Source organism: Cedecea sp. NFIX57 (assembly GCF_900177785.1).
GTDB classification, from domain to species: Bacteria; Pseudomonadota; Gammaproteobacteria; order Enterobacterales; family Enterobacteriaceae; genus Cedecea; species Cedecea neteri_C.
In genome coordinates this window covers 133,158-158,317 of sequence record NZ_FXAS01000007.1, presented here as the reverse complement: position 1 = coordinate 158,317, position 25,160 = coordinate 133,158, and the positions used below count along the sequence as shown (strand labels likewise).

The following is a 25,160-nucleotide window of genomic DNA, read 5'->3' as shown; positions in this document are numbered from 1 at the left end:
TAGCAGGGGAAACGAAGAACGCGGGACGAATGCCCCGCGTGAGTATCAAGAGCGTTAACCGACTTCTGGCAGCAGACCGATGGTAATCAAGAACTGAATCACAATCACGGCGATCCCACAGGCAAAGACCAGCGCCAGCAGCGGTTTACCGCCCGCCACGCGCCACGTCGCCTCCGCGTGTTGTTTGCGGCTTTGCCACACCAGCATCGACGGCACCAGCAGGGCAAGTACCGCCAGCGCCACGCCTGCATAGCCCAGCGCCATTACAAACCCCTGCGGGTAGAACAGCGCAAAAACCAGCGGCGGCAGGAAAGTCATCAGCCCGGTTTGCAGGCGGCCAGAGGCTTTCCGGTTGCGGGCAAAGAGATCGCTCAGGTAATCGAATAAACCCAGGGAGACGCCAAGGAACGAGGTTGCCAGCGCAAAGTCGGCAAACAGGTGAATGGCCAGCTCAACGTGAGGAGTCGCCACGACCTGACGAACAACCTGCAGGAAGCCGTTCAAGCCGGAATGCTCCGCCATCAGCCCGGTAAAGGTTGGCGAGTCAATGGCGCCGAGAGTGGCGAGCTGCCAGAAAATATAGGCCACCAGTGGAATGGCGCTGCCGACGATAAACACCCAGCGCAGCCTACGAATATTGCCGTTCATGTAGCTGACAATACTCGGCACGCTGCCGTGGAAGCCAAACGAGGTAAAGATGACCGGGATAGCGGAAAGCGCCAGGCCTTTCTCAATCGGCAGCGTGAGCAGGTTGGTGTGGTGGATATGCGGCATCATCAGCGCCAGCATTACTACCAGCAGAATGATTTTGGCGCTGAACAGTACGCGGTTAAACATATCGACCATGTGGGTGCCGATACAAACAATCCCGCCCGCCACAATGGTAAAGAGCAGTACGCCGGAAGTAGCAGAGATAGACGTGGACAGCCACTGGCTCAGGCTTGCCGCCAGCAGTTCACCGGCACCGCTGATGTAGGCCGCCGTCAGGGCATACATCAGGAACAGCATACTGGACCCGGTTAACCACTGCCCGGGGCGGCCAAGATAGCGCCGGGCGAGGGTGCCCAGGCCGGTGTCCGCAGAAACATGCTGATAAACCTCGACCAGCAGCAGCGCGGTGTAACACATCAATGCCCAAAGCCCGACGAGCATCAGTAACGTGATGCTAAACCCTACGCCAGCAGAGGCCAGCGGCATCGCCAGCATTCCTGCGCCAATTGTGGTTCCCGCCACGATAAAAACACTGCCAAGAGTCCTGTTCTTCACGCTTTCCTCTGATTTTACGAAGAGCTGTATGTCATTATGCCGCGCAGGGTAAGGTAAAAGCGCGGGTGCGTCAAATGAGGGCTTGCCATGTCGTGGGAAATTAAGGCTTTATTAATATAAATAGTAATAATAACTAATCTCTTTCTCATGGAGAGCATCAAACAATGAAAGCAAATTTGGTCCTGACAGGGTTACTGCTCGCTGCGGCGGGCTGCGGCGCCACCACTTATCCCATCACGGTTACCGATATGGATAACCAGCGTATTACCATCCAGAAAGAACCTCAGCATGTGATCCTGCAGGACGGGCGTGACATTTTGTCTCTCGCGCTGCTTGACCGTGAAGATCCGTTCAAACGCGTCGTGGCCTGGAATAACCTGCCCAAAAAACAGGACACCCAAACCTGGGATGTGCTAAAGCGCAAATGGCCTGAGGCAACCAAAATTATTGATATGGGCTTTAGCGATCAGGGCGAAGTAAACCTTGAGAGCGTGCTGGCACAGCAGCCGGATATCATGATTGCGCAACTGCGGGCCAAACCTGCGCTGGAGCAAACCGGCGTGATTAACTCCCTTAAAAAGCTCAATATTCCGGTGGTGTTTGTTGACTATGAACTGCACCCGGTAGAGAACACTGCCAACAGCGTGAAGCTGCTGGGCACCGTGCTTAACCAGGAAAAACGCGCCAAAGAGTACACTGATTATTATCAGCAGCACCTGGCCCGCATTAAGCAGGTTGCCGACGAGGTGAAAAATAAACCTACAGTGTTTATTGAGCCGATCGCCGGTAACACTGAGAACTGCTGTTTTACTCACGGACATAACGGCTGGGGCGCGCTGGTGGAAGCGGTAGGCGGGAAGAACATCGGTTCTAAGCTGTTGCCTGGCAGTGCCGGGTTTGTGTCTATGGAGCAGATAATCGCCATGAAGCCTGACGTCTATATTATGTCCGGCTCTAAGCGCCCGAACCCGAGCGTATTGCCGTTTGGCTACGGTGGCACGCCGCAGGAAGTGAACGCGACCTTCAGTAAACTGCTGGCTCGCAACACGTTCCAGAACATCGAGCCTGTAAAAGAAGGCAAGGTCTACGGCGTTTATCACCATTTCTATAATCACCCGTACAACATCATCGGGATGGAAATTTTAGCCAAAGACCTGTACCCGCAAAAACTGCAGGATCTTGACCCAACAGCGGACTACCACCAGATAATCACGCAGTTCACCCAAATTCCTGACGATCCTATCCTGCTGAGTTACGCCTACAAAAAGCCGTGATTCAAAGAACACCGCAATAATCAAACCCGCCAGCAGGCGGGTTTGGCTTTATCAGTCGCGAATAACGTCGATCCCGGCGTCTTTCATTTGCTGTAGCGCCTCGACCATGTCCAGCAGCGCCTCGGCGGCAAGCAGGCCACCTTTATCACTTTTCAGCATCGCCCTAATCACTGTCAGTACGCCAAAAGCAGTCATATGCGCCTGGCCGAGTGGGTCGGAAGCAATCACACGCTTTTTAGCATGCGCACCGGCGTTATCCGTGCCGATAACATCAACGTACAGATCAATAGATGGCTTGCCGCACTGGTGCATGCCGATCGAAGTGCCCGCCGCGATATCCAGCCTGACAGAACTCGCATGGGTCATGGCCGCCACCGCAGTAACATCCAAAATGCTGAACGGTACACCCTGAATCACTTCGCCATTCTGGAGCGTTATATCCCGGGGAGTGGATGAATGCGTCCAGTTTCCTGAGTTCCGGATCAGCGCGGGCGCAAGCTCGTTGCCTAATTCGCTGCTGGAAAGCTCTCCCAACGGATCTGCCAGGTCATGAAGCGCGGAAAGCTGCACATGATCAACCACGCTAAAATCAGCGGCAAGCAGGCTCACCGACGGTAAAAACAGGCCCGCTTCGTAATAGCCCAGCGGCACGACGGGCTGAGTCGGCTGATAGCGCTGAGTTAAATTCAGCAGCGGCAAAATAGCGTCACCCGTTGCCTGGGTAATATTGATGAAGGCGATGTTATTTTTAATAGCAAACTCCACCAGCAGGTTCTTAGGGTCCGGCACGGCAGCAATAATCAACTGCGCGTTAGCGGCCTGCTCAGGCACTTCCGCTCCGGTGAGGTCGATAAACGCCGGGTGCGCGAACCCCAGTTGCTCAATTAACTTCGCGCCTTTTGCCGGATTGCGGCCTGCAATCACCAGTTCAACCGCAGGAAAATGCTCACGAATCTGGCCGGCAATAGCTGACCCAATCATGCCGTAACCACCGGCGATAAAGACTTTTTCTAATTTAATGTTTTTCATCTTAAAACCTCGTTATCAGGGATATCTATTGCGATAGCGAGACTTTATCCCCCGTCTGGTGTGTAATAAAGATCATGAATTTTCTTGGGGAAGTGAGGAATATTCACTAATGAGCATCAAACTGGTGGATTTCAGCTATTTCGTGATCGTGGCGAAGTACCGCAGTTTTCGGCAGGCGGCGGAAGAGGCCGGGTTAACGCCCTCGGCCGTCAGCCATTCCATTCGCCAGTTGGAGGAGCGGCTTAAAGTCAGGCTGTTTAACCGGACAACGCGCAGCGTGTCGCTTACCGAGGCGGGAAGAAAACTGTATGAGAAGGTTGCTCCGGCTTTTGACGACATCAGTCTCACGCTCGACGAACTCAACCTTTATCGCGACACGCCGATGGGCATTATTCGGCTCAATGTTGTGCGCTAGGGCGGCAGGCTTCAGCTTGCGCCGCTGATTGCCGACTTTACCCGTCAGTACCCTGACATTCAGGTTGAAATACAAATGGATGACCGGCTGGTCGATATCGTGAAGGCGCAGCTGGATGCAGGCGTGAGGCTAAACAGGGTCATAGAGAAGGACATGAAGGCGATCCCTTTAGGCCCGCCGGTTCGCTACGCGGTTGTCGCCACGCCAGAGTATTTTGCGCTTCAGGGTTCCCCGACCGAGCCACAAGGGTTGACTCAACACCAATGTATTCAATTCCGTTACCCCAGCGGGAAAGCTTTTGGCTGGTATTTTGAACAAGCCTCACAACGTGAGGAGGTCGTTGTGAGTGGACCCGTGGTCGTGGACGACCTGGATATTGCTCTCGACATGGCGCTTAACGGTGTGGGGCTGGCCTATGTGCTGCGGGAGATGGCCGAACCACACCTTCAGAGCGGAAAACTGATTTCTGTTCTGGATGACTGGCTGCCAGAGTTGCCAGGTTTTCACCTCTATTTCCCGAATCGTAAGCATCCGTCTGCGGCTTTCCGCGCTTTTCTGGACTTTCTTAAGACGTGGCAATAAAAACGCAAAAAGTCTTATTGATGTTCATCAGGTAATTACCCTGGTGTAAATCAGAATATACTTCGTAGATTCTAATATTTAAAAAATATAAAATATGCGTTTGTATTTTTAGAAGGAGCTAATATGTTTACGTCACGAGAGCGTAGTCTGGGAAAGTTAGTTGTTGAGCGTTTTAGAAAAAGACGGGGCGAGCGAATAAATAACCTGATGGTTAAGGAAGGCGCTTATTGGTACGATAATTTCATCACCCGAACGTCACTGCTTGAAGGGCTGTCACTTTTAATTCCAGGTCTTAAATTTGGTGAAAATGTTAATGATTTAAGATATTTGGGTGGAAGCAATTACAGGGCGCTATTGAGGGCTCTTGATGAACTTGATGACCAGAAGTTACAGTTCTTTAAAACATTTATCAATTCGCATTTTTATGTTTGTCATGCCACAAATAACCCTGCCATAGCAACCAAAAAAGATATGGTGTTATTTTCCAGAAGAAAATTAATTGAGCAAGATATAAAGTTTAACACTTATAATACCGCGTATGTAGACATTGCTGGACTTGCAAATGATGATAATGTCTTTTTCTCTTTAGAAATAGGTGCCAGACCGCAAAAAGCAATCCCCGGCGCAGGTGGGAGCCGATTCGGCAATACTTATTATAAAGTTGCTTACACAGATCCTTCCTTTGATTTTTCATCTTTATATCTTTTTGATCAAGCATTGATGGATATACCTCAGTGCAAAATATCAGATATTAGTGAGGAGGCAAAAGCAATTTTAAATAGCCGGAAGTATACCAGAAAATCAATTTGTTTTTATGGCAGAAAGTCGCTTCCCGCACTGGCATTGTCAATCATATCTGCAACAAGGCTGTTGCCTGAAAGAGACAGGCTGGTGTTACTTGGCTGCAGAACAGAAAAAGAAAAAAACGAACTGCTGCGTTATCTTTTTAGAATTGAGATCAGGGTTCCGAGGTTAGTAGGAATTAAACATGGAGGGTACTACCGTTTCGCTCGGAAAAAATAACACTCACATGTTATCTCAAACTTATTTTTACTCCGACTCATTAATCTCGTTCCTTACCCAATAAAAAACCCGCCGAAAGGCGGGTTTGAACATGTGCCACAATGGCTTTGTTAGATGGAAGTCCGGCGATAGTCGCGGTATTCCGGCAGCCAGAAGTTGTCGTCGATAGCCTGCTTCAGGGCTTCAGCGGAGGTCACCACCGCCACGCCTTGCTGCTGGGCAATCTTCGCTACGGCAAAGGCGATAGCACGGGACACTTTCTGAATGTCCTTCAACTCTGGCAGAACCATGCCTTCACCATCGTTCAGCAGTGGGGAGTGCTGCGCCAGCGACTCGCTCGCCGCCATCAGCATTTCGTCCGTGATGCGAGACGCGCCGGAGGCAATCACCCCAAGGCCAATGCCCGGGAAGATATAGGCATTGTTGCACTGGGCGATAGGGTACGTTTTATCTTTCCAGGTGACCGGAGCGAACGGGCTGCCGGTCGCCACCAGCGCAGCACCGTCGGTCCAGGTGATGATATCCTGCGGCGTCGCTTCCACGCGGGAAGTCGGGTTAGACAGTGGCATCACGATCGGACGAGCGCAGTGCTTGTGCATCTCGCGGATGATCTCTTCGGTGAACAGCCCCGTCTGGCCAGAAACGCCGATAAGAATGTTTGGTTTCGCGTTACGCACCACGTCCAGCAGGGAAATCGCTTCGTTTTCCAGATCCCACTCCGCCAGGCTTTCGCGGCTCTGCACCAGTTTGGTCTGGAAGGAGAGCAGGTTAGGCATGTTGTCGGTGAGCAGGCCAAAACGGTCAACCATGAACACGTTGCTGCGGGCGGCTTCTTCACTCAGCCCTTCGCGCTGCATCTGAGCAATGATCTGCTCGGCGATGCCGCAGCCTGCAGAGCCTGCACCCAGGAAGACAATTTTCTGCTGGTTAAGCTGGCTGCCTGCCGCACGGCTGGCGGCGATCAGCGTCCCGACGGTCACGGCGGCGGTGCCCTGAATGTCATCGTTGAACGAGCAGATCTCGTCGCGGTAACGGGTCAGCAGCGGCATAGCGTTTTTCTGCGCGAAGTCTTCGAACTGCAGCAGCACGTCCGGCCAGCGATGGCGAACAGCTTGAATAAACTCGTCCACAAATTCGTAGTAGTCGTCGCCGGTAATGCGCGGGTGGCGAGAACCCATATACAGCGGATCGTTCAGCAGTTGCTGATTGTTGGTGCCAACGTCCAGCACCACCGGCAGGGTGTAAGCCGGGCTGATGCCGCCACAGGCGGTGTACAGCGACAGCTTACCGATAGGAATGCCCATCCCGCCGATACCCTGGTCGCCCAGGCCGAGAATACGTTCGCCGTCTGTCACCACGATAACTTTGATATTGTGGTTCGGCACGTTCTGCAGAATATCGTCCATGTGGTGACGATTTTCATAGTTGATGAACACCCCGCGAGAACGGCGATAAATTTCTGAGAAGCGTTCACAGGCGGCACCCACGGTCGGGGTGTAGATCACCGGCATCATCTCTTCCAGATGATTTTCAACCAGGCGGTAGAACAGCGTTTCGTTGGTGTCCTGGATGTTACGCAGGTAGATGTGCTTATCGATTTCGGTTTTGAAGCCCTGGTACTGAATCCAGGCGCGTTCCGCCTGTTCTTCGATGGTTTCAACCACTTCAGGCAGCAGACCGAGCAGGTTGAAATTGCGGCGCTCTTCGATGCTGAAAGCGCTGCCTTTATTTAACAGGGGGAATTCAAGTAAAACGGGTCCGGCGTAAGGGATATAAAGCGAGCGATGTTTTTTTGGTTTGATGTCCATGTGCATACTCTTTTTTCGACGTAACGTCTTGCCAATAAGGCTCATTCGGTAAGTTTTCGCGCGATATTATGGCACAGCGATTTTGCATCCGACACCGTCAGGCCAAGAACTTTGGTTACACAAGTCCTCAAATCAGCAGGAATTTTGTTTCAGCGCGTTCCGTGAGTGTGTTTAAATAGCTAAACCAGTTTAGCAATATTTAGCTTAATAATGGAGACACCATGAACGTACAAGTTTGGGTTCTGGGCGATGCCGTCGTCGATCTGCTTCCGGACGGTAATGGCCGGTTGCTGCAATGCCCCGGCGGGGCACCGGCCAACGTCGCCGTCGGGATTGCCCGCCTTGGCGGTAGCAGCGGATTCATTGGCCGCGTGGGGGACGATCCCTTTGGCCGCTTCATGCGGTATACGCTGCAGGAAGAAAGAGTAAACACGGATTTTATGCGCCTGGACGCCAATCAGAGAACCTCTACAGTAGTGGTAGATCTGGACGAACACGGCGAACGCACGTTCACCTTTATGGTTCGCCCCAGTGCAGATTTATTTCTGCACTACGATGATATTCCCTCCTTCAACCACACTCAGTGGTTGCATGTCTGCTCGATAGCCTTAAGCGCGGAACCCAGCCGGAGCACAACGTTTTCCGCCATGGAGCAGATAAAAAAAGCCGGCGGCCAGGTCAGCTTTGATCCCAATATCCGCCCCGACCTTTGGCATGACGTCGCAGAGCTGCAGGCTTGCCTGACGAGGGCGCTTCTGCTGGCTGATGTCGTCAAACTTTCCGTTGAAGAGCTGATTTTTATCAGCGGGAAAACCCACCTCCATGAGGGCATCAAAAAACTGGTCAGCCGCTTCGATATGCGACTTTTGCTGGTCACTCAGGGCAAGGAAGGGGTACTGGTGTATTACCACGGTCAAATCTACCACTTTGAGGCGAGGCCAGTAGTCTGCGTGGATACCACCGGGGCGGGCGATGCCTTTGTGGCAGGGTTGCTCAGTGGCCTGGCCAGCAAAGGTTTACCCGACAGCGAAGAAGCGCTGGCCGGGATTATCGCTCAGGCACAGCTTTGCGGCGCGCTGGCGACGACGGCAAAAGGCGCGATGACAGCGCTGCCTCACAGGGAAGAGGTCGAGCAGTCTCTGTAAGACGGTAAAAATATATTCTGATTGTCGTGCCTGTCACATTTACTAAATCGGTTTAGCAAAATTCATTGCCTTCGGCATTTCGCCCTGGTTACCATTTTTTAACTAAACCGGTTTAGCTAAACAAATGACATTAGCCTCTCAGGGACACGACGAACATGTATAAGAAAAACAAACTAGCGGTGATGATAGCCTTGCTGATCGGCACGGCGTCCGCGCACGCCGCTACGGATTTGAGCAGTATTGAATCACGCCTAGCCGCAATGGAGCAGCGCTTGCAAGATGCAGAAAGTAGGGCGAAGGCCGCAGAACAACGCGCCAGCGCCGCCGAAAGCAAAGCGCAATTGCTCGCCACTCAACAACAGCAAACTCAGGCAACTGCGCAGGCGGTTGCAGACCGGTCCACCCGACTGGAATCAAAAGCAGATAAGCAAAGTGGTTTTGAATTCCACGGCTACGCGCGTTCCGGCCTGTTAATGAATGATTCCGCATCCAGCAGTAAAAGTGGCCCTTATTTAACACCAGCCGGGGAAACAGGGGGCGCAGTCGGCCGACTGGGTAACGAAGCAGACACCTACGTTGAGCTAAATCTGGAACACCGCCAGACGCTGGATAACGGCACGACGACTCGCTTCAAAGCTATGCTCGCGGACGGGCAAAAGACCTATAACGACTGGTCGGCGGACACCAGCGATCTGAATATTCGCCAGGCTTTCGCTGAATTGGGCAATCTCCCCGGTTTTGATGGCCCGCTAAAAGGCAGCACCTGGTGGGCAGGCAAGCGCTTTGATCGCGACAATTTCGACATTCACTGGCTGGACTCCGACGTAGTGTTTCTCGCTGGCACCGGCGGCGGCGTGTATGACGTGAAATGGAACGACGGGCTGCGCAGCAACTTTGCGGTCTATGGCCGCAATTTCGGCAACCTCGAAGACACCGGCAACACCGTCCAGAACTATATGCTGACCATGAATCACTTTGCCGGGCCGTTCCAGCTGATGGTCACCGGGCTACGGGCGAAGGATAACGACGATCGCAAAGATGCAAATGGAGATCTGATTCAAAAAGAAGCAGCCAATACCGGCGTGCATACTTTGGTGGGGCTGCATAATGACAGCTTCTACGGCCTGCGCGAAGGGAGCGCCAAAACCGCGCTGCTCTACGGCCACGGCCTTGGGGCGGAGGTGAAAGGGATCGGGTCGGACGGCGCACTGCTGTCGGAGGCGAATACCTGGCGCTTCGCCAGCTTTGGCGTGACGCCGATTGGCGGCGGCTGGCATATTGCTCCGGCGGTATTGGCGCAAAGCAGCAAAGATCGCTACGTGAAGGGGGACAGCTATGAATGGGCCACGGTCAACGCGCGGCTTATCAAAGAAGTCACCCAGAACTTTGCTCTGGCGTTTGAGGGCAGCTATCAGTACATGGATCTGCGGCCAGAAGGCTATAAAGATCGCAATGCGGTCAACGGCAGCTTCTACAAGCTGACCTTTGCTCCGACGTTGAAAGCTGGCAGCATCGGCGACTTCTTCAGCCGCCCGGAACTGCGCCTGTTTGCCACCTGGATGGACTGGAGCAGCAAATTGGACAAATACGCCAGCAATGACGCCTTCGGCAGCAGCGGCTTTAACGCCGGTGGGGAATGGAACTTTGGCGTTCAGATGGAAACCTGGTTTTAACGAACTGGCCTCCCGCCCCGGCGGGAGTGCCACGACATAACAAGAAAGCGTTTAGAGGTGACTATGGATTTCAATCACATTGCCCGCGAGCTGATTCCTCTGCTCGGCGGCAAAGACAATATTGCCAGCGCGGCTCACTGCGCAACGAGGCTGCGGCTGGTTCTGGTGGATGATGCGCTGGCAGACCAACAGGCCATTGGCAAAGTAGACGGCGTAAAAGGGTGTTTTCGCAACGCAGGGCAGATGCAAATCATCTTTGGCACCGGCGTAGTGAATAAAGTGTATGCCGCCTTTATTCAGGCTGCAGGCATTGCAGAGTCGAGCAAGTCCGAAGCCGCAGATCTTGCGGCGAAAAAGCTTAACCCGTTCCAGCGTATTGCCCGTTTGCTGTCGAACATCTTTGTGCCAATCATTCCAGCCATCGTAGCCTCAGGGTTGCTGATGGGGCTGCTCGGCATGGTGAAAACCTACGGTTGGGTAAGCCCGGATAACGCGCTCTATATCATGCTTGATATGTGCAGCTCTGCGGCGTTTATTATCCTGCCCATTCTGATTGGTTTCACCGCCGCCCGCGAGTTCGGCGGTAACCCTTACCTGGGCGCAACGCTGGGCGGAATTTTAACCCATCCGGCGTTAACCAACGCCTGGGGCGTGGCGGCCGGGTTCCACACCATGAATTTCTTTGGGCTGGAAGTGGCGATGATTGGCTACCAGGGCACGGTTTTCCCGGTGCTGCTGGCGGTCTGGTTTATGAGTCTGGTGGAGAAACAGCTGCGTCGGGTCATCCCGGATGCGCTGGACCTTATCCTGACGCCGTTCCTGACGGTCATCATTTCCGGCTTTATCGCGCTGCTGATCATCGGCCCGGCAGGGCGCGCGCTGGGGGACGGCATCTCGATAGTGCTCAGCACGCTTATTGCACACGCGGGCTGGCTCGCGGGGCTGCTCTTTGGCGGGCTATATTCCGTTATTGTGATCACGGGAATTCACCACAGCTTCCATGCTATTGAGGCCGGGCTGCTCGGTAATCCGGCTATCGGCGTCAATTTCCTGCTGCCTATCTGGGCAATGGCAAACGTCGCGCAGGGCGGAGCCTGCCTGGCGGTCTGGTTTAAAACCCGGGATGCAAAAATCAAGGCGATCACGCTTCCTTCTGCATTTTCGGCCATGCTTGGCATTACCGAAGCGGCGATTTTCGGGATCAACCTCAGGTTTGTGAAACCCTTTATCGCGGCGTTGATTGGCGGCGCGGCAGGTGGCGCATGGGTGGTTTCCGTGCATGTGTACATGACGGCGGTAGGCTTAACCGCGCTGCCGGGCATGGCGATTGTGCAGGCCAGTTCGCTGGTGAACTACATCATCGGGATGGTTATCGCCTTTGGCGTGGCGTTCATCCTTTCCCTGTTGCTGAAATACAAAGCGGAGTCTGAAGCATGACGCTTGCTTCCCGTTTACCGGCCATTTTGCAGGCCGTGATGACAGGCCAGCCCAAAGCCCTGCGGGATGAGCATTATCCGCAGTGGCATCACGCCCCGGTGACAGGATTAATGAACGATCCAAACGGGTTTACCTGGTTTGCCGGGCGCTGGCACCTGTTTTATCAGTGGAACCCGCTGGCGGCGGACCATAAATATAAGTGCTGGGGTCACTGGAGTTCGGCTGATTTAGTGCAGTGGCGGCACGAGCCGCTGGCGCTGATGCCGGATGAGGAGTACGACCGCAGCGGCTGCTACTCCGGCAGCGCCGTCGATTTCGAAGGCAGGCTGACACTGTGCTACACCGGCAACGTTAAATTCGACGATGGCAGCCGCACGGCCTGGCAATGCCTGGCTGTGGAAAACAGCGCAGGTGGCTTTGACAAAACGGGGCCGGTTTTACCACTGCCTGCGGGTTACACAGGGCATGTGCGTGACCCGAAGGTCTGGCAACACGAAGGCGTCTGGTACATGGTGCTGGGCGCGCAGGATCTTCACAAGCACGGCAAGGTGCTACTGTTTTCTTCGCCGAATATGCGTGACTGGGAAAACAGGGGCGAAATCGCCGGGAACGGCGTCCATGGGCTGACTGACGCAGGCTATATGTGGGAATGTCCCGATCTCTTCCCTCTGGACGGTAAACACGTGCTGATCTGCTGCCCGCAGGGGCTGGCCCGTCAAAATGAACGCTTTCTGAATGTTTACCCTGCGGCGTATCTGATCGGCGATTTTAATTACGCAACAGCTACATTTAGCCACGGCGAATTGAACGAGCTGGATGCCGGCTTCGAGTGCTATGCCCCGCAAACGGCGCTGGCGCCGGACGGGCGGCGTTTGCTCGTCGGCTGGATGGGCGTACCAGACGGCGAGGAGATGCTGCAGCCAACCCGAGAGCAGGGCTGGATCCACCAGATGACCTGCCTGCGTGAGCTCCGGCTTAACAACGGTAAGCTTTATCAAAAGCCAATAGCGGAACTGGCTTTGCTGCGCGAAGAAGAACAGCGCTGGCAAGGGCAGGCCAGCCAGGCTCCGGCGCTGGATGCAAAACGGCTGGAACTCCAGTTAGAGGCCACGGGTAACTTCAGTCTCCGCTTTGGCGGTGGTCTGACGCTGGACGCTACCGGGCAGGGCATTACGCTTCAGCGTCCGAGCCTGGAGACGGGGGAGCCGCTCTACCGTTACTGGCATGGCGCGGTTGCCTCGCTGCAGATCCTCTGCGACAGCTCAAGCGTTGAGATCTTTATCAATAACGGGGAAGGCGTGATGAGCAGCCGCTATTTTCCACTTCCTTCGGAGCGGCTCTCTTTCAACGGTGAGTCGGAGGTCACGTTGCGCTACTGGTCGCTGCGTTCCTGCATGATAGAATGAGGGTTTTCGACTCATTGCCACGGTTGCGCTGTGAAAAAAACCAAACGCGTCACGATTAAAGATATTGCTGAACTGGCGGGCGTCTCAAAGGCGACCGCCAGCCTGGTCCTGAATGGCCGGGGTAAAGAGCTGAGGGTGGCCCAGGCCACTCGCGAACGCATCATGACCATCGCGCAACAGCAGCACTACCAGCCGAGCATTCACGCTCGCTCGTTGCGGGATGACCGCAGCCATACCATTGGGCTTGTAGTCCCGGAGATCACCAACTACGGGTTCGCCGTCTTCTCCCACGAGCTGGAAATGCTCTGCCGTGAGGCGGGTGTTCAGCTGCTAATCTCCTGCACCGACGAAAATCCGGGCCAGGAGAATATGGTGGTCAGCAATATGATTGCGCGCCAGGTTGATGGCCTGATTGTGGCCTCCAGCATGTTAACCGCCGGGGATTACCACAAGCTGAGTGAGCAACTGCCGGTGGTGCTTTTCGACCGACACATGAACGACACCGCGCTGCCGCTGGTTGCCACCGACTCCGTTCAGCCCACTGCCGAGCTGATAGCCCCGATTGCCCGCCAGCATGCGGATGAATTCTACTTTTTAGGCGGCCAGCCGAGACTTTCCCCCACGCGGGATCGTCTCGAAGGGTTTACCCAGGGATTGGCTCAGGCGGGCGTCACGCTGCGCCCGGAGTGGATCATTCACGGCAACTATCATCCGAGCTCAGGCTATGAGTCCTTTGCCGCGCTTTGTGCGCAGCTTGGCCGCCCGCCCAAAGCGCTGTTTACCGCCGCCTGCGGCCTGCTTGAGGGCGTGCTGCGCTACATGAGCCAGCACAACCTGCTGGAGAGCGATATTCACCTGGCCAGTTTTGACGACCACTATCTCTACGACTCGCTGTCGGTGCGCATCGACACCATTCAGCAGGATAACCGTCAGTTGGCTTTTCATTGCTATGACCTGATCAGCAAATTGATTGACGGGCAGTCGCCCACGCCGCTGCAGCGCTACCTTCCGGCCAAAATATTACGTCGGCATCCGTAACAAACAGCCTGCCACCATCGCTATAGGGAAATAACGTCATGCAAACTTTTTGCTACCCGGCCGGAACGCTTCTTGCTGATGAAGAGCAGGCTGAACACGCCTCGCCGTTCAGCGTAGTGATTGAAACTCCGCGCCTGATACTGTCTCCACCTTCTCGGGACGATGCTCCGGCACTGCTCAGCATTTTTTCCGATCCACAGGTGATGAAATACTGGAACACCGCGCCCTGGCGCGCCCTTGATGATGCCCTGCGGTTCATCGACCGCAGAACGACGGATATGCAGGAACGTTCCGCGCTGACGCTGTGCATTCGGGATAAACAATCGGGCCAGCTGGCAGGAAAATGTATGCTTTTCAGCTTTGATTTTCATTCCCGCCGCGCCGAGATTGGGTTTGGTCTGGGGCGCGAGTTCTGGGGGAAGGGGCTTGTTAACGAAGCCGCCGAGGCGCTGATCGCCTATGCCTTTAAAGTGCTTAATCTGCGTCGCATCGAAGCTGAAATTGACCCTGATAACCAGGCTTCTGCCGCCGCCCTGAAAAAGTTGGGATTTGTTCAGGAAGGGCTGCTGAGACAGCGCTGGGAAATCAACGGTGTGATTTCTGACTCAGCGCTGTTTGGATTGTTGGCCGTAGACAAAAAGGCCTGAGGCGCCTGGCTAGCGCTGGTCGGGGAACCACAAACCAAAGCGGGTGACGCCGTCCTGGCTTTCCACCCAGCAGCGCCCCTGGTGCAACTGCATGATGGAATGCACGATGGATAACCCAAGCCCGCTGGAGTGCGCCGAGTCGTTGCGGGAAGGGTCCGCCCGGTAGAACCGGTCGAAAAGCCTTTCCTGGTGCGCCGGAGGAATAGTCTCGCCACGGTTCACCACGATGATGGACATACCGTCATCTTCAGATCTGGCAGTAATCTCAATCTCACTGCCAGGCTCGGCATAGCGCACTGCGTTAGACAGCAAGTTCGCCAGCGCGCGGCGCAGCAAAAGCCCATCTGCATTGACCGTGCCGCTGGCACAAGTCTGAATCGTCACTTCACGGTCAGCCGCCAGGTCCTCGAAATACTCACCGAGGCGATTAATCTCTTCGGCAACGTCAATATCGCACCGCTGGATCTCCTGGTCAGGCTGCTCCGCCTGCGCCAGAAACAGCATATTGTCTATCATTCGCGACATGCGCTGCAGCTCTTCAAAGTTCGAGCCCAGCAGGCGCTGGTAATAGGCGTTGTCCCGCGCAGCCCCCAGGCCAACTTCCGTCTGGCCAAGCAGGGTGGTGATCGGCGTGCGCAGGTCGTGGGCCATATCGGCGCTGACCTGTTTTAACTGCTGGAACCCGCGCTCCAGGCGTTCAAGCATCGCGTTGATTTGATCAATTAGCGCATCAAGCTCAGTTGGCACATCCAGCTTATCCAGCCTTGATGACAGCGTTTTGGTGCCAATCGTAGCCGTGCGGTCGGCCAGACGACGTAAAGGTGAAATGCCACGCCGGGCAAAGATCACCGCCAGCACGACCGAGATGGCCGCCATCATGGAGGCAAAGAGAATAATCTTGGTGCGGTATTCATCAAGAATGTGGGTTCTGTCGCTCAGCACCCGCGCCGAAACGATCTCCAGCGGCGGTAAATTATTGGCCGAAGGGCTAATAGCGGCCATATAAACCATTGGCGTGCCGTCCGCGTTATTGGCGTGATGCACGGCCTCAAGCGTTAGCCGCTGGTTGGCGGCAACCGGCGTCACGGCGGGAATAGCGCGCTGCATGGGGTTAACTTCCAGCAAGGTAGCGCCGCCGACATAGCGAATGACAAGCAGGGATTCCGTATTGCCCAGCATATTGGCAAACAAATGGGGTTTCTCGCGGATCAGCTGCCGGGCGTCCAGGTCCCGCAGCAGCGTGCTGATCTGGTCCACGCGAGAAACCAGCGCGGCATCATCGCGTATAGAAAGCTGCTGGCGCAGGGCGTAATAGAGCGCGCTGCCCATGACGGTAAACGCCACAAAGGAGAAGGCGGCCAGCAACACGGCAAGGCGGAAAGTTAGCGAGGTACGCTTCATGACTCAGGCTCGCAGCGGTAGCCCACGCCATGCACGGTATGGATCAGCCGCACCGGGAAGGGGTCATCCACTTTTTGCCGCAGCCTGCGCACCGCGACATCCACCACGTTAGTGTCGCTGTCGAAATTCATGTCCCACACGCGTGAAGCCAGAAACGTCCTCGACAGGACTTGCCCCGGGTGCTGGAGAAAACACACCAGCAGCTTGAACTCTTTGTTGGTTAGCGTGATGCGCTTGCCTTCGCGCTCGCAGCGAAACTTGGCGACGTCCACCAGCAGATCGGCCATCGTCAGCACTTCTTCGGTTTCGGCCTGCGGCTGGCCGCGGCGTAGAATAATGCGGATCCTTGCCAGCAGTTCGGCAAAGGAGAAAGGCTTGACGAGGTATTCGTCGGCACCCAGCCCAAGCCCGCGTAAGCGGTCTTCCAGCGTACCGCGCGCGCTCAGAAACAGCACCGGCGTCTGGCTGTGGGCGCGTAAACGCTCCATCACCGTCCAGCCGTTCATTTCCGGCAGCATGACGTCCAGCAGGATCAGGTCATAACTTTCTTCCCGCGCCAGGTGCAGGCCGTCAATGCCGTTGGCCGCCCAGTCTGCGGTATAGCCCGCTTCGTTCAGCCCGCTCACCAGGTAGGCGGCGGTTTTCGCTTCGTCTTCGATAATGAGGATTTTCAAGCGGCGGGTCCTGTCAGAAAGAGAGAAAAGGGCGTGGAGACCGCCCCAGTCTCGTCATTATAAGATGCGTGAACCTCAGTAGCCAGGCACGTGCGCCGCTTTCAGGATCAGATTAGCCACCGCTTCAGGCTGGGAAATCAGCGAAACGTGGCTGGATTTAAGCTCGATGGTTTGCGCGTGCATACGCTTCGCCATAAACCGTTCCAGATCCGGGTTGATCGTGCGGTCTTCGGTCGATACCGCGTACCAGGTCGGTTTGTCATGCCAGGCGGCAACCGTGGTTTTCGCCATAGTAATGGCTTTGCCGATCGGCTGCTGCACGGCGTAATAGGCTTTGGCTTCGCTTTCCGGCAGATCGCCGGCGAAATCGTGGATAAATGCCGACTCGCTCAGCGCGCCGTAGCCATCGTCATTCCATTTCAGGCCAGCGGAAGCCGGTGCCGCCGGGTATTTTTTGGTCAGTGCGGGGTAGTCTTCACCCGCTTCCGGGGCACGGGCGGCGATATACACCAGGCCTTTGACTTCCGGCTCATCGCCCGCCTGGCTGATCACCATCCCGCCGTAGGAGTGCGCCACCAGAATCACCGGGCCGTTTTGTTGCGCCAGCGCGCGTTTTACCGCGGCAACATCGTTATCTAATGACGTTGTCGGGTTCTGTACCGCCGTGACGTGTAGGCCTTTAGCTTGCAACAGGGGAATAACTTTGCCCCAGCTTGAGCCATCGGCAAACAGGCCGTGCACCAGCACGATGTTTTTAGCTTCCTGTGGTGCAGGGGTGGTGTCGGCATGGGCGGCCGTGGTGCCAAAAGCGGCCAGCACAAGGGTGGCAAGCGCAGAGAGATGGCGTAATTTCATGGTCTATCCTCAGGTTCAACAAAGGGGGTCAGGGCCAATTTAGCTCTCGGGCGCCAACAAAGTGCTGACGTGGAAATGACAAAAAAATGACAAACGGGGGGTTCTTGCGGTTCATGATGAGGGGATCTACACTGATTTTTCTCAGCCTGAAAGAGATTGTAAATGCCTAATAATATTACGCCTTTTGCCTTCGTGCTGGCGGTAAATAACCTTGATGACACGGCGTGTTATTTTCGCGATACGTTAGGCTTTACCATTGAATGGCCTGGTACAAACGGCTGGCAATTAGCGGTGCGCGGGGCAGTGAAGGTAATGCTGGGCCATTGCCCGCAGGCGCTGGCCCCAGCTTCCCTTGGGGATCACAGTTATTTCGGCTATCTGCATGTTGATGACGTGGATGCGCTCTACGCCGAGTTTGTACAGCGCGGCGCCATCATTTTACAGCCGCCTGCCAGCCGTCCACACAGGATGCGCGAATTTCTCGTTGCTACGCCAGAAGGCCACAAAATCATGATTGGCCAGGCGCTGTAAAAAACCATCAGCCACCACGGGCATTGCTTTCACGGGTAACAATCACCGCCAGCAGCCCGGCCCGCGCTTAGCAGATCTGGCAATCCTTACGGACGGAACGGACCAGACAATAAGCGTGAATACAGCCAGGCAAAGGAGGCAAAGCGCAGCAAACACCGCCCGCCAGCCGTAAAAATCGCCCAGCATAGTACCCGCAGGCACGCCGAGTACCGTGGCCAGAGAAACGCCGCCAAACACGACGGACGTTGCCCGCACCGCGTTACGTGACGCCACCAGGTGTACAGCGGTCACCACCGCCGTAGACCAGAACACCCCGATAGCGGCGGCGACCAGAATGCGCCCCACAAAGACAACAAAATAGTCAGACGCCAGCCAGGTAATCAGGTTGCCTGCAAAACAGGCGGCGAGCAGGCCAGACATTAACGCTTTGCGGTTGATGTGCCCCAGCAGGCCGGTCAACGGGGCGGCGGTGAGCGCCACCATAAAAGCAAAAATAGTGACCAGATAACCAGCCACGCCAAGTGATACGTTTAGCCCGGCGGCCATGCCCGGAAGCACACCTACCGGCATCAGTTCGGTACTGACAAAAGTGAAACAGCCCAGGCTCAGCGCAGCACCGCGGCGATGCTGCGGGCCCGGGACACATGTACGCCCTGCGGCGCAGCGATATTTGTACTGCTTGAATGCATAAAACCATCCTGAAAATGTGAACAGGTCGAGATGACGAGCAAATTGTGGCGTCGCGCAGAGCAGAATGCGATAGCATGAAAGGCATATCACTTATGACTGAGAATCAACAATGAGAGCCTTAAGTTCGCAATTGCTGGAAGGCGTGGATGTGATGGCCGCGGTGGTGGATACCCTGAGCTTTGGCGCAGCCGCCGAAATGCTCGATATGTCGCAGTCCGGCGTCAGCCGGGCCATTGCTCGCCTTGAAAAACGGCTCGGCATTCGCGTTTTTGACCGAACCACGCGTTCTGTGCGGCTGACCGACGAGGGGCGGGAGTTCTACGAGCAGGTCATGCCGCTGATTGGCGCACTGGCTGAAGTCACCGGCGGCGCGGCAGGGGACGGGCAAACCCTTCGCGGGAAGCTGAGAGTGAATGTTGACCCATTGTTTGCCAGCCAGGTTTTAGGGCCACGCCTCGGCGCGTTTATGGATAAACATCCTGAGCTTGAAATCGAGCTGCGCAGCCGGGATGAACTGGGCGATCTTATTTCTGACGGCTTCGACCTGGCTCTGCGTTTTGGCCACCCTCAGTCCTCGTCGATGATAGCCAGAAAGCTGTTCGACACCCGTGTTTTTGATATGGCCTCTCCAGAGTATTTACGCCGCTTTGGTTATCCTCAAACGCCCCAAGAACTGGAGCAGGCACCACACCGCTGCATATTGTTTCGGGAACCGCTGACGGGAAAACCGTTTGCCTGGGAGTTTCACCAGGGTAAAAAGAAAGTGATGATCCAGCCCAGAGGCATGTTAACGGTCAACGATGCGGAAACGGCGTTCAGTACCTGTCTTGCGGGCCTGGGCGTAGCTCAGATCTTTGAACTAGGCAGCGAGGAATATGTTGCTTCCGGGCGGCTGGTACCGCTGTTTCCCGAATGGTCAGATCACCGTTTCCCGCTCTATGCGTATTATCCGTCCCGGCATCATGTGCCGGCAAAAACCCGGGCGTTGCTGGATTTTGTTAGCGGGCTGGTGGGTTGAGTTTCTAAGGTAAATCAGCCAAAACGGAAATAGATATTTCATCGGAAAGGAAAGTGCATATGCAAATACCAGAGCTCCATACAGAACGCTTGCTGTTAAAGCCATTAGCCGCTGAAGATGCCTCACAGATTCAGGTGCTTTATCCACGTTGGGAGATCGTTCGCTATATGGTCTCCTCAGTACCATGGCCCTATCCGGATAACGGGGCTGAAAATTACGTCAATAACGTTGCCCTGCCTGATATGGAAAAAGGGATTGCCTGGTTCTGGACTATCAGACACCGTCAGACCCCAGGCGAAATTATGGGTTTAATCTGCCTTTATGACGTTGAGGATAATAACCGTGGATTTTGGTTAGCGCCGGAATATCAGGGGCAGGGTTTTATGCGTGAGGCCTGTAATGTCGCGACGGATTACTGGTTTAATACATTAAATAAGACAGTATTGCGTGCGCCGAAAGCGGCTCTCAATAGCCGTTCCAGACGTATTTCAGACAGTAGCGGCATGCGGCTTATCAGAACTGAAAAGAAAGAGTATGTCAGCGGCCTGCTGGATTCCGAACTCTGGGAAATCACGCGCAACGAATGGAACGCTCGTCAGGTTGATTAATGTAAGTTATGGAATGTCTGCTCTTCGCCTATTGCGGATTTATCACAGCAATACTGTCAGCTCTGCGCCAGGAGCGGACGTTGTTATCCATGTAGTGTGTTAATCTGTCGGGAGAATATCCTGGAGGTTAGAATGCTTTATAGCTGCATGAATAATACAAAATGGGATCAGATCCGTGTGGCAATGGTTAGCATGGAATCTTCTCCCTTATGGAAAATCACTTTTCTCAATGGCAATGAATCCGCAGTTGATGGCGAGTGGTTTTACCATTTCAGTGAAGGCGGTTATTTGGATATCCAGTATCTTGATATTTTGACGAATTCAGTTGAACAGCATGCCACAGTAGGTACTATTCTTCGTGCTATTCATCTCCCTGGAATGGAGACATCAACCGGTTATAGGATTTTGGGGTATGCAGATTCGGTCAGCTATGTAGATTATCTTTAACTGAATAAAATCGTTTAATGGCTAACAGGAATACTTTAGTCTTTGCGTAGAATTGGCCTCTACTCCTCGCTGTCTGTTTTGTGGATGAAGCGTTACACTGAAAGCTATTAAATCAAAGTCAATACAGTTAGGCATCTTCCCACAGCGACATCATTTCTCCTGGTAATTGTTCCTTATCAAACCCCTCAAACCAATATACTAAGCCTTGTGGCCCTACAATTGGCACTTCTCCCCAACCCTGATGAAACAATGCGCGATTCCAGTCCGGCTTGAGACGACCACGTCGTTTAAGGCGTTCACCATTACATGCAGCTGCGCGTATTGAGGGAAAGCTCATAAAGAAGCTCAACGGCATTTCCTCTTTTTTCGCACGTTGTAATTGTCTTGATATCCAGTCTTGGTTACGTTTGCGAAGCTTTTGTTTCATTGGTTACTGTTCTGATTCGACTAACTTATCAATCAATAATCTTACTGTAATCCGACGCTACGCTTTGTACAAGAAGGTCCGCTCCTCGCTCAGAGCGAACCTTAATCCATGTGAGCTGCACGCCTGGCGCTAACATAGTCAATGCAAAGCCTCGACTCTCACGTAATGGTTCCGTTAAGCAGAAGACTTGCAATCAGGATGCCGGAATGGCGATTCCCGGTCATCACGCATCGAAGTTAAACTCCAGCATGAAAAAACCACTCTTCGTGTCGAAAGCAAATATATCCCAGTTTATTGCATACCATACTGGCGGAGACATGGTGACTCGATAGATATTAGGTGCATAAATAACCTGTTTCAGCATATCCATAAATCCTGAACGCAGAGCAGATAATTTATCGTTCAAAATCGCTGCATTTCCGAAGTGGAAAAACCACATGTTGATATTATCGGCAAGTTGTTTTTCGCTAACCTGCTCCAGGCTAATATGCCAGTTCGCAACAATCGTATCCGGATATGCTTCAGTAATATTTCTCTCAACAGATTTAAGCAATGTCCGCTCCGATGGCAAACGAACAAATGTGTATTCAACGCCAATATTATCTGCGACATTCAATATTTCTATTGCTGACAGAAACCCATTTATTTTTTCGACATCAAGCTGTATTTGTTCTTCTGTCATTTTTTTAAACTTCATTGCCTTTAATTCCTGCAAGATACGCTGCTTTTGATTATAGGGCACAATGATTCAGCTTTCGATTGCCTTCGGCTCAACCGCATTCGGCGTAGTGTTTGACCACCTCCTGAGCGCATTCGCCCTGACCTTTTTCACCTCAAAGCAAAACACAAACCCACAGTAGTCACTGCCGGGTAAAGGTGACCTGCTCCCGGTTGATTATTACATGTCAATGTTAGTCCTGCATCCCTGCGGTTATGACAAATGCGAACTTCCGCTCCTCACTCAGAGCAGACGTTAGCCCACAACTTAGCTCGCTTTGTGCAGGAGCGAATGTTCATTTACTATAACTGTCTAAAAGTGAATCGTTGGGTTTGCTTATCCTCTTCAGAAAACAGTCATTTTGAATAGGCGGGTGCGTCCAGGAAAGCTGCGTAATCGACTTCCTTATAGCAGCCATCTGGGAGGCTTTGGCGACGCCTTTGTGATCGTGGGTTTAACCCTTTACCTGTGTTATTGTGTTAAAAAGTGTGTTGGTAAATTAAGGATGATATATGTCCCGATTTAATTACATGAGCGACAACTACTTATCGACAGTATTTGTCGATGAGTCATTTACTTGTGATTGCTGTAAAAAAATTAGCAAGGTTAAATATATCGGACCCCAATATTCCTCTGCGGATAATGATGCCATGCTGTGCCAAGATTGCATTAAAACTGGCGAGGCTGTTAAATCCGGCTTAGTAGATTTTTTTAATGAAATAGATCCTGAATATGTCGATGTTAACGTGTCGGGTGAAATTTCGTACCGCACTCCGGGCATTTTTACCTGGCAAGATCAGGAGTGGGCCACGCATTGTAATGATGCTTGTGAATTTCATGGCGATGCTACCGCTCAGGATATAATCGAAGCAGATGAAAAAACTATCCAAATCTGGATGGTAAGATACGACCAAAGCCGGAGTGACTGGGATACCTTCATGAGCGGGTATCAACCTGGAGGAGATCAGGGGCTTTATAAATTCTCGTGTAAACACTGTAGCGCTCTCGTTCTTAATTGGGATTTCTCATAGTTCCTGAGAACAAAGAGAGTTGAACAGACCCGTTGAATTCACAGCTCGAATGACCTGCTCCCCATTGCTTAACACGCATCGAAGTACGTGTGCATTCCGAACTTTCGATCCTCGCTCAGAGCAGCCCCTTTGTCATAGGCGTATCCGCTCCGTGCCAGAAGCGGAACTTGCTTACATCGTGCTATGTTAGTTTGTTAGGAGCAGCTCAAATTAGCCAGTTCAAATGACGTTCTCGACTGAGGAGGGAAAAATGATTACTTATCAAAATGCGATGGACATGGCTTTGGATTACCTTAAGGACTATGACATCCCAGTCGTTATTACTCTTCATGGCCGATTCTCAGAAGGCTGGTTCTTTTGTTATCAATCGAGAGAATATCTGGAAACGGGTGAATTTTCTGCCCAGTTGGCAGGTAATGCACCGTTCATAATTGATAAAGATAATGGAGAAATTTACTCATTTGGAACTGCTTATCCGTTAGATAAATATCTGCAGGATTACGAACAACAAAAAAATACATAACTTCCGCTCCTCGCTCGCAGCGGACCTTCAGCTCTGATCACTTGTTCGCTTCATGCTAGAAGTGGACTTTTTGGTAGTTGCCAGTGGAAAGGCATTTCAGCAGAATGAGACTGCCTTTAAATATGACCGTTTTTTATGCAGTCATAAGCTATTGAATCTAGATCCGACAGGGGTTACTGACTTACAGAATAATGGATGCCGAGATCGAGCTATGCGTACTCACCGTAAACTTTATCGCAGCGTCAACACGACTACGCGGCATCGTTCTAATAATCCAGGTGCTGAGTATCGCTGGGAACGTAATCGTAAAAAAGTCGGAGATGAGCTACTGGCAAAGCGCGAAACAATGCATGGCAGACAGAAGCGTGGTCGAGACTACACACCATTGTTTTATTTTCTGATCAAACAGATTGGCAAACCATGGAATGACATATTCAGCGAGGTATGTGGACGTCTTGATACCACTGAACCTGTATTCTGGTTGGTCGCGCTACATGAGCGCCAGCGAAGGGATTTAGTCTGCATTGGCGAAAGCAGTTTTTATCCGGGTCTGTTTGTTGATGAGAATGGAGTTCTGCAACAGGTAAACCCTTCGATTACGAGAAAGGATGTGAAGGTGACTTGTCGTTGCTGCACACACACTTACATTGGTGAACCTGTACCCTGGATAGATTGAGTGACAAAACTTTCTATTTTACCGCAGGTGCGGTCGTCATCAGCAATGAGAGCGATGACAAACCTCCGCTCACCACTCAAAGCAGCCGTGCCTAAAGGTTTTCCATGTAATTAAACGCTTTCATTAACTCATCTTCTGTAAGCGGCGATGCCAAACTCGCTCCTGTATCTTTCTCAACCTTCTTCAATAGCTCGCTGCGGGTTATGCCCAATCTATTCGCAACATGGTTAGCGCAACTCCGTGCGTGTGACGCTCTATGAGCAAGAAGGTCTTCTACGGCTAGAACTTTTCTTCTTGATGATGAATGTGACATTGATTCCTCCTTTACCCTAAATTATTCCCCATATAAATATTATGCGATAAGAAAAATAACGATGTTTCTGCTAGCTTTAACCGGGAAACACCGTAAGCGCAACTTCGTAAACCACAATAGCTGAAGCTGGTAATAGTGTCCGCTCCTCGCTGTTTGGCAGACGTCATGTTCCTCGGGCCTGACCACTTAGTGCCAAAAGCGAACTTTTTTGCATTGATACTTGAACGAGTTTCCCCCCACTTAGCGCTCAACAATCCACAAGAACGACACAACCGGCAGGGCGAAGATCGCTGCAAAAATGGCCAGTTCTTCGCCCCAGCCGTAGCCGACTTTAATCACCCCGATCAGCATATTTGCCGCCGCAACCAGGCACCACAGCACCGCAAAGCCTCGGGCGATTACCGCCTGGGCTGGCGGATAGTCCGGGGTAAACAGCCGGATAAGCAGGTAACAGCCGCTGGCAAGCAGAAAGCCGCTCAGCAAAAATAACAGCGTGCGCATAAAA

The 25,160-nt window shown here is 53.1% G+C and carries 25 protein-coding genes and 1 pseudogene; 16 read left to right on the top strand and 10 right to left on the bottom strand.

Annotation, left to right across the window (positions count from 1 at the left end; all coding sequences use genetic code 11):
* Positions 1 to 54: 54 nt before the first annotated feature.
* Complete coding sequence (tyrP, locus tag B9Y90_RS08090; protein WP_085540904.1) at positions 55 to 1,266, bottom strand: tyrosine transporter TyrP; 1,212 nt, start codon at positions 1,264 to 1,266, stop codon at positions 55 to 57.
* Positions 1,267 to 1,430: 164 nt separating this feature from the next.
* On the opposite strand from tyrP, the gene B9Y90_RS08085 reads away from it, so the two are divergent.
* On the top strand, positions 1,431 to 2,540 hold the full coding sequence (locus B9Y90_RS08085) for an ABC transporter substrate-binding protein (RefSeq protein ID WP_085540903.1): 1,110 nt from the start codon (positions 1,431 to 1,433) through the stop codon (positions 2,538 to 2,540).
* A gap of 51 nt (positions 2,541 to 2,591) precedes the next feature.
* On the opposite strand, the gene B9Y90_RS08080 is transcribed toward B9Y90_RS08085, so the two are convergent.
* Entirely contained in the window at positions 2,592 to 3,569 is a 978-nt protein-coding gene (locus B9Y90_RS08080; protein WP_085540902.1) for a Rossmann-fold NAD(P)-binding domain-containing protein, read from the bottom strand.
* 109 nt (positions 3,570 to 3,678) lie between these two features.
* Here B9Y90_RS08080 and B9Y90_RS08075 point away from each other — a divergent pair.
* Both B9Y90_RS08075 and B9Y90_RS08070 read left to right on the top strand, forming a co-directional pair.
* Positions 3,679 to 4,566, top strand: a pseudogene (locus B9Y90_RS08075) (LysR family transcriptional regulator).
* A gap of 123 nt (positions 4,567 to 4,689) precedes the next feature.
* On the top strand, positions 4,690 to 5,589 hold the full coding sequence (locus B9Y90_RS08070) for a hypothetical protein (RefSeq protein WP_085540901.1): 900 nt from the start codon (positions 4,690 to 4,692) through the stop codon (positions 5,587 to 5,589).
* Positions 5,590 to 5,699: 110 nt separating this feature from the next.
* Here B9Y90_RS08070 and B9Y90_RS08065 read toward each other — a convergent pair whose 3' ends face one another.
* Positions 5,700 to 7,397 (bottom strand): NAD-dependent malic enzyme, encoded by a 1,698-nt coding sequence (locus B9Y90_RS08065; protein ID WP_085540900.1) that lies wholly within the window; start codon positions 7,395 to 7,397, stop codon positions 5,700 to 5,702.
* 221 nt (positions 7,398 to 7,618) lie between these two features.
* Here B9Y90_RS08065 and B9Y90_RS08060 point away from each other — a divergent pair, with 221 nt between their 5' ends.
* From B9Y90_RS08060 to B9Y90_RS08035, 6 genes are all read left to right on the top strand, one after another.
* Positions 7,619 to 8,542 carry an aminoimidazole riboside kinase gene (locus B9Y90_RS08060; RefSeq protein WP_085540899.1) on the top strand — a complete coding sequence of 308 codons (924 nt, stop codon included), beginning with the start codon at positions 7,619 to 7,621 and terminating at the stop codon, positions 8,540 to 8,542.
* Between the two features lie 155 nt (positions 8,543 to 8,697).
* Positions 8,698 to 10,215: a carbohydrate porin gene (locus B9Y90_RS08055; protein ID WP_085540898.1), complete on the top strand. Its 1,518-nt coding sequence runs from the start codon at positions 8,698 to 8,700 to the stop codon at positions 10,213 to 10,215.
* Positions 10,216 to 10,278: 63 nt separating this feature from the next.
* Positions 10,279 to 11,652 carry a sucrose-specific PTS transporter subunit IIBC gene (locus tag B9Y90_RS08050; RefSeq protein WP_085540897.1) on the top strand — a complete coding sequence of 458 codons (1,374 nt, stop codon included), beginning with the start codon at positions 10,279 to 10,281 and terminating at the stop codon, positions 11,650 to 11,652.
* Entirely contained in the window at positions 11,649 to 13,058 is a 1,410-nt protein-coding gene (locus B9Y90_RS08045) for a sucrose-6-phosphate hydrolase (RefSeq protein WP_085540896.1), read from the top strand. Before B9Y90_RS08050 ends, B9Y90_RS08045 begins: the two co-directional genes overlap by 4 nt.
* 30 nt (positions 13,059 to 13,088) lie before the next feature.
* On the top strand, positions 13,089 to 14,096 hold the full coding sequence (locus tag B9Y90_RS08040; protein ID WP_039293585.1) for a LacI family DNA-binding transcriptional regulator: 1,008 nt from the start codon (positions 13,089 to 13,091) through the stop codon (positions 14,094 to 14,096).
* A 38-nt stretch (positions 14,097 to 14,134) separates the two neighbouring features.
* Entirely contained in the window at positions 14,135 to 14,743 is a 609-nt protein-coding gene (locus tag B9Y90_RS08035) for a GNAT family N-acetyltransferase (RefSeq protein ID WP_085540895.1), read from the top strand.
* A 9-nt stretch (positions 14,744 to 14,752) separates the two neighbouring features.
* Here B9Y90_RS08035 and B9Y90_RS08030 read toward each other — a convergent pair whose 3' ends face one another.
* The 3 genes from B9Y90_RS08030 to B9Y90_RS08020 all read right to left on the bottom strand — a co-directional run bounded on the left by B9Y90_RS08030 (position 14,753) and on the right by B9Y90_RS08020 (position 17,673).
* The gene (locus B9Y90_RS08030) at positions 14,753 to 16,144 is read right to left on the bottom strand and encodes a heavy metal sensor histidine kinase (RefSeq protein WP_085540894.1); all 1,392 of its coding nucleotides are present in this window, start codon (positions 16,142 to 16,144) and stop codon (positions 14,753 to 14,755) included.
* A complete protein-coding gene (locus B9Y90_RS08025; protein ID WP_085540893.1) occupies positions 16,141 to 16,818 on the bottom strand; it encodes a heavy metal response regulator transcription factor in 678 nt (225 codons plus the stop codon). Before B9Y90_RS08025 ends, B9Y90_RS08030 begins: the two co-directional genes overlap by 4 nt.
* A gap of 75 nt (positions 16,819 to 16,893) precedes the next feature.
* The gene (locus B9Y90_RS08020; protein ID WP_085540892.1) at positions 16,894 to 17,673 is read right to left on the bottom strand and encodes an alpha/beta fold hydrolase; all 780 of its coding nucleotides are present in this window, start codon (positions 17,671 to 17,673) and stop codon (positions 16,894 to 16,896) included.
* 162 nt (positions 17,674 to 17,835) lie between these two features.
* Here B9Y90_RS08020 and B9Y90_RS08015 point away from each other — a divergent pair, with 162 nt between their 5' ends.
* A complete protein-coding gene (locus B9Y90_RS08015; RefSeq protein WP_085540891.1) occupies positions 17,836 to 18,204 on the top strand; it encodes a VOC family protein in 369 nt (122 codons plus the stop codon).
* 42 nt (positions 18,205 to 18,246) lie between these two features.
* On the opposite strand, the gene B9Y90_RS08010 is transcribed toward B9Y90_RS08015, so the two are convergent.
* A complete protein-coding gene (locus tag B9Y90_RS08010; RefSeq protein WP_254902680.1) occupies positions 18,247 to 18,984 on the bottom strand; it encodes an MFS transporter in 738 nt (245 codons plus the stop codon).
* Positions 18,985 to 19,003: 19 nt separating this feature from the next.
* Between B9Y90_RS08010 and B9Y90_RS08005 the strand changes: the two genes are divergently transcribed.
* From B9Y90_RS08005 to B9Y90_RS07995, 3 genes are all read left to right on the top strand, one after another.
* Positions 19,004 to 19,912, top strand: coding sequence for a LysR family transcriptional regulator (locus B9Y90_RS08005; protein ID WP_085540890.1), 909 nt, complete (start codon positions 19,004 to 19,006; stop codon positions 19,910 to 19,912).
* A gap of 59 nt (positions 19,913 to 19,971) precedes the next feature.
* Positions 19,972 to 20,520, top strand: a complete 549-nt coding sequence (locus B9Y90_RS08000; RefSeq protein ID WP_085540889.1) for a GNAT family N-acetyltransferase — start codon at positions 19,972 to 19,974, stop codon at positions 20,518 to 20,520.
* A gap of 96 nt (positions 20,521 to 20,616) precedes the next feature.
* Positions 20,617 to 20,967, top strand: a complete 351-nt coding sequence (locus tag B9Y90_RS07995; protein ID WP_369678984.1) for a DUF6678 family protein — start codon at positions 20,617 to 20,619, stop codon at positions 20,965 to 20,967.
* A 127-nt stretch (positions 20,968 to 21,094) separates the two neighbouring features.
* Here B9Y90_RS07995 and B9Y90_RS07990 read toward each other — a convergent pair whose 3' ends face one another.
* Positions 21,095 to 21,394: a hypothetical protein gene (locus tag B9Y90_RS07990; RefSeq protein WP_085540887.1), complete on the bottom strand. Its 300-nt coding sequence runs from the start codon at positions 21,392 to 21,394 to the stop codon at positions 21,095 to 21,097.
* Between the two features lie 223 nt (positions 21,395 to 21,617).
* Entirely contained in the window at positions 21,618 to 22,091 is a 474-nt protein-coding gene (locus tag B9Y90_RS07985) for a hypothetical protein (protein WP_085540886.1), read from the bottom strand.
* Positions 22,092 to 22,624: 533 nt separating this feature from the next.
* On the opposite strand from B9Y90_RS07985, the gene B9Y90_RS07980 reads away from it, so the two are divergent.
* The 3 genes from B9Y90_RS07980 (at position 22,625) to B9Y90_RS07970 (ending at position 24,342) form a co-directional block, all read left to right on the top strand.
* Positions 22,625 to 23,143, top strand: a complete 519-nt coding sequence (locus B9Y90_RS07980) for a CbrC family protein (RefSeq protein ID WP_085540885.1) — start codon at positions 22,625 to 22,627, stop codon at positions 23,141 to 23,143.
* A 250-nt stretch (positions 23,144 to 23,393) separates the two neighbouring features.
* Positions 23,394 to 23,666, top strand: coding sequence for a YrhB domain-containing protein (locus tag B9Y90_RS07975; protein ID WP_085540884.1), 273 nt, complete (start codon positions 23,394 to 23,396; stop codon positions 23,664 to 23,666).
* Between the two features lie 211 nt (positions 23,667 to 23,877).
* Positions 23,878 to 24,342, top strand: a complete 465-nt coding sequence (locus B9Y90_RS07970) for a hypothetical protein (protein WP_085540940.1) — start codon at positions 23,878 to 23,880, stop codon at positions 24,340 to 24,342.
* Positions 24,343 to 24,895: 553 nt separating this feature from the next.
* Here B9Y90_RS07970 and B9Y90_RS07960 read toward each other — a convergent pair.
* A complete protein-coding gene (locus B9Y90_RS07960) occupies positions 24,896 to 25,156 on the bottom strand; it encodes a hypothetical protein (RefSeq protein WP_085540882.1) in 261 nt (86 codons plus the stop codon).
* Positions 25,157 to 25,160 lie beyond the last annotated feature (4 nt).

Excerpts from the sequence above, each read along its gene's own strand:
- B9Y90_RS07990 (WP_085540887.1), bottom strand. The coding sequence starts at position 21,394 with ATGAAACAAAAGCTTCGCAAACGTAACCAAGACTGGATATCAAGACAA.
- B9Y90_RS08005 (WP_085540890.1), top strand. The coding sequence starts at position 19,004 with ATGAGAGCCTTAAGTTCGCAATTGCTGGAAGGCGTGGATGTGATGGCC.
- B9Y90_RS07980 (WP_085540885.1), top strand. The coding sequence starts at position 22,625 with ATGTCCCGATTTAATTACATGAGCGACAACTACTTATCGACAGTATTT.
- B9Y90_RS08070 (WP_085540901.1), top strand. The coding sequence starts at position 4,690 with ATGTTTACGTCACGAGAGCGTAGTCTGGGAAAGTTAGTTGTTGAGCGT.
- B9Y90_RS08020 (WP_085540892.1), bottom strand. The coding sequence starts at position 17,673 with ATGAAATTACGCCATCTCTCTGCGCTTGCCACCCTTGTGCTGGCCGCT.
- B9Y90_RS08060 (WP_085540899.1), top strand. The coding sequence starts at position 7,619 with ATGAACGTACAAGTTTGGGTTCTGGGCGATGCCGTCGTCGATCTGCTT.
- B9Y90_RS08050 (WP_085540897.1), top strand. The coding sequence starts at position 10,279 with ATGGATTTCAATCACATTGCCCGCGAGCTGATTCCTCTGCTCGGCGGC.
- B9Y90_RS08030 (WP_085540894.1), bottom strand. The coding sequence starts at position 16,144 with ATGAAGCGTACCTCGCTAACTTTCCGCCTTGCCGTGTTGCTGGCCGCC.
- B9Y90_RS08065 (WP_085540900.1), bottom strand. The coding sequence starts at position 7,397 with ATGGACATCAAACCAAAAAAACATCGCTCGCTTTATATCCCTTACGCC.
- B9Y90_RS07960 (WP_085540882.1), bottom strand. The coding sequence starts at position 25,156 with ATGCGCACGCTGTTATTTTTGCTGAGCGGCTTTCTGCTTGCCAGCGGC.
- B9Y90_RS08035 (WP_085540895.1), top strand. The coding sequence starts at position 14,135 with ATGCAAACTTTTTGCTACCCGGCCGGAACGCTTCTTGCTGATGAAGAG.
- B9Y90_RS07985 (WP_085540886.1), bottom strand. The coding sequence starts at position 22,091 with ATGAAGTTTAAAAAAATGACAGAAGAACAAATACAGCTTGATGTCGAA.
- B9Y90_RS08015 (WP_085540891.1), top strand. The coding sequence starts at position 17,836 with ATGCCTAATAATATTACGCCTTTTGCCTTCGTGCTGGCGGTAAATAAC.
- B9Y90_RS08080 (WP_085540902.1), bottom strand. The coding sequence starts at position 3,569 with ATGAAAAACATTAAATTAGAAAAAGTCTTTATCGCCGGTGGTTACGGC.
- B9Y90_RS07975 (WP_085540884.1), top strand. The coding sequence starts at position 23,394 with ATGATTACTTATCAAAATGCGATGGACATGGCTTTGGATTACCTTAAG.
- B9Y90_RS07970 (WP_085540940.1), top strand. The coding sequence starts at position 23,878 with ATGCGTACTCACCGTAAACTTTATCGCAGCGTCAACACGACTACGCGG.
- B9Y90_RS08000 (WP_085540889.1), top strand. The coding sequence starts at position 19,972 with ATGCAAATACCAGAGCTCCATACAGAACGCTTGCTGTTAAAGCCATTA.
- B9Y90_RS08045 (WP_085540896.1), top strand. The coding sequence starts at position 11,649 with ATGACGCTTGCTTCCCGTTTACCGGCCATTTTGCAGGCCGTGATGACA.
- B9Y90_RS08085 (WP_085540903.1), top strand. The coding sequence starts at position 1,431 with ATGAAAGCAAATTTGGTCCTGACAGGGTTACTGCTCGCTGCGGCGGGC.
- B9Y90_RS08055 (WP_085540898.1), top strand. The coding sequence starts at position 8,698 with ATGTATAAGAAAAACAAACTAGCGGTGATGATAGCCTTGCTGATCGGC.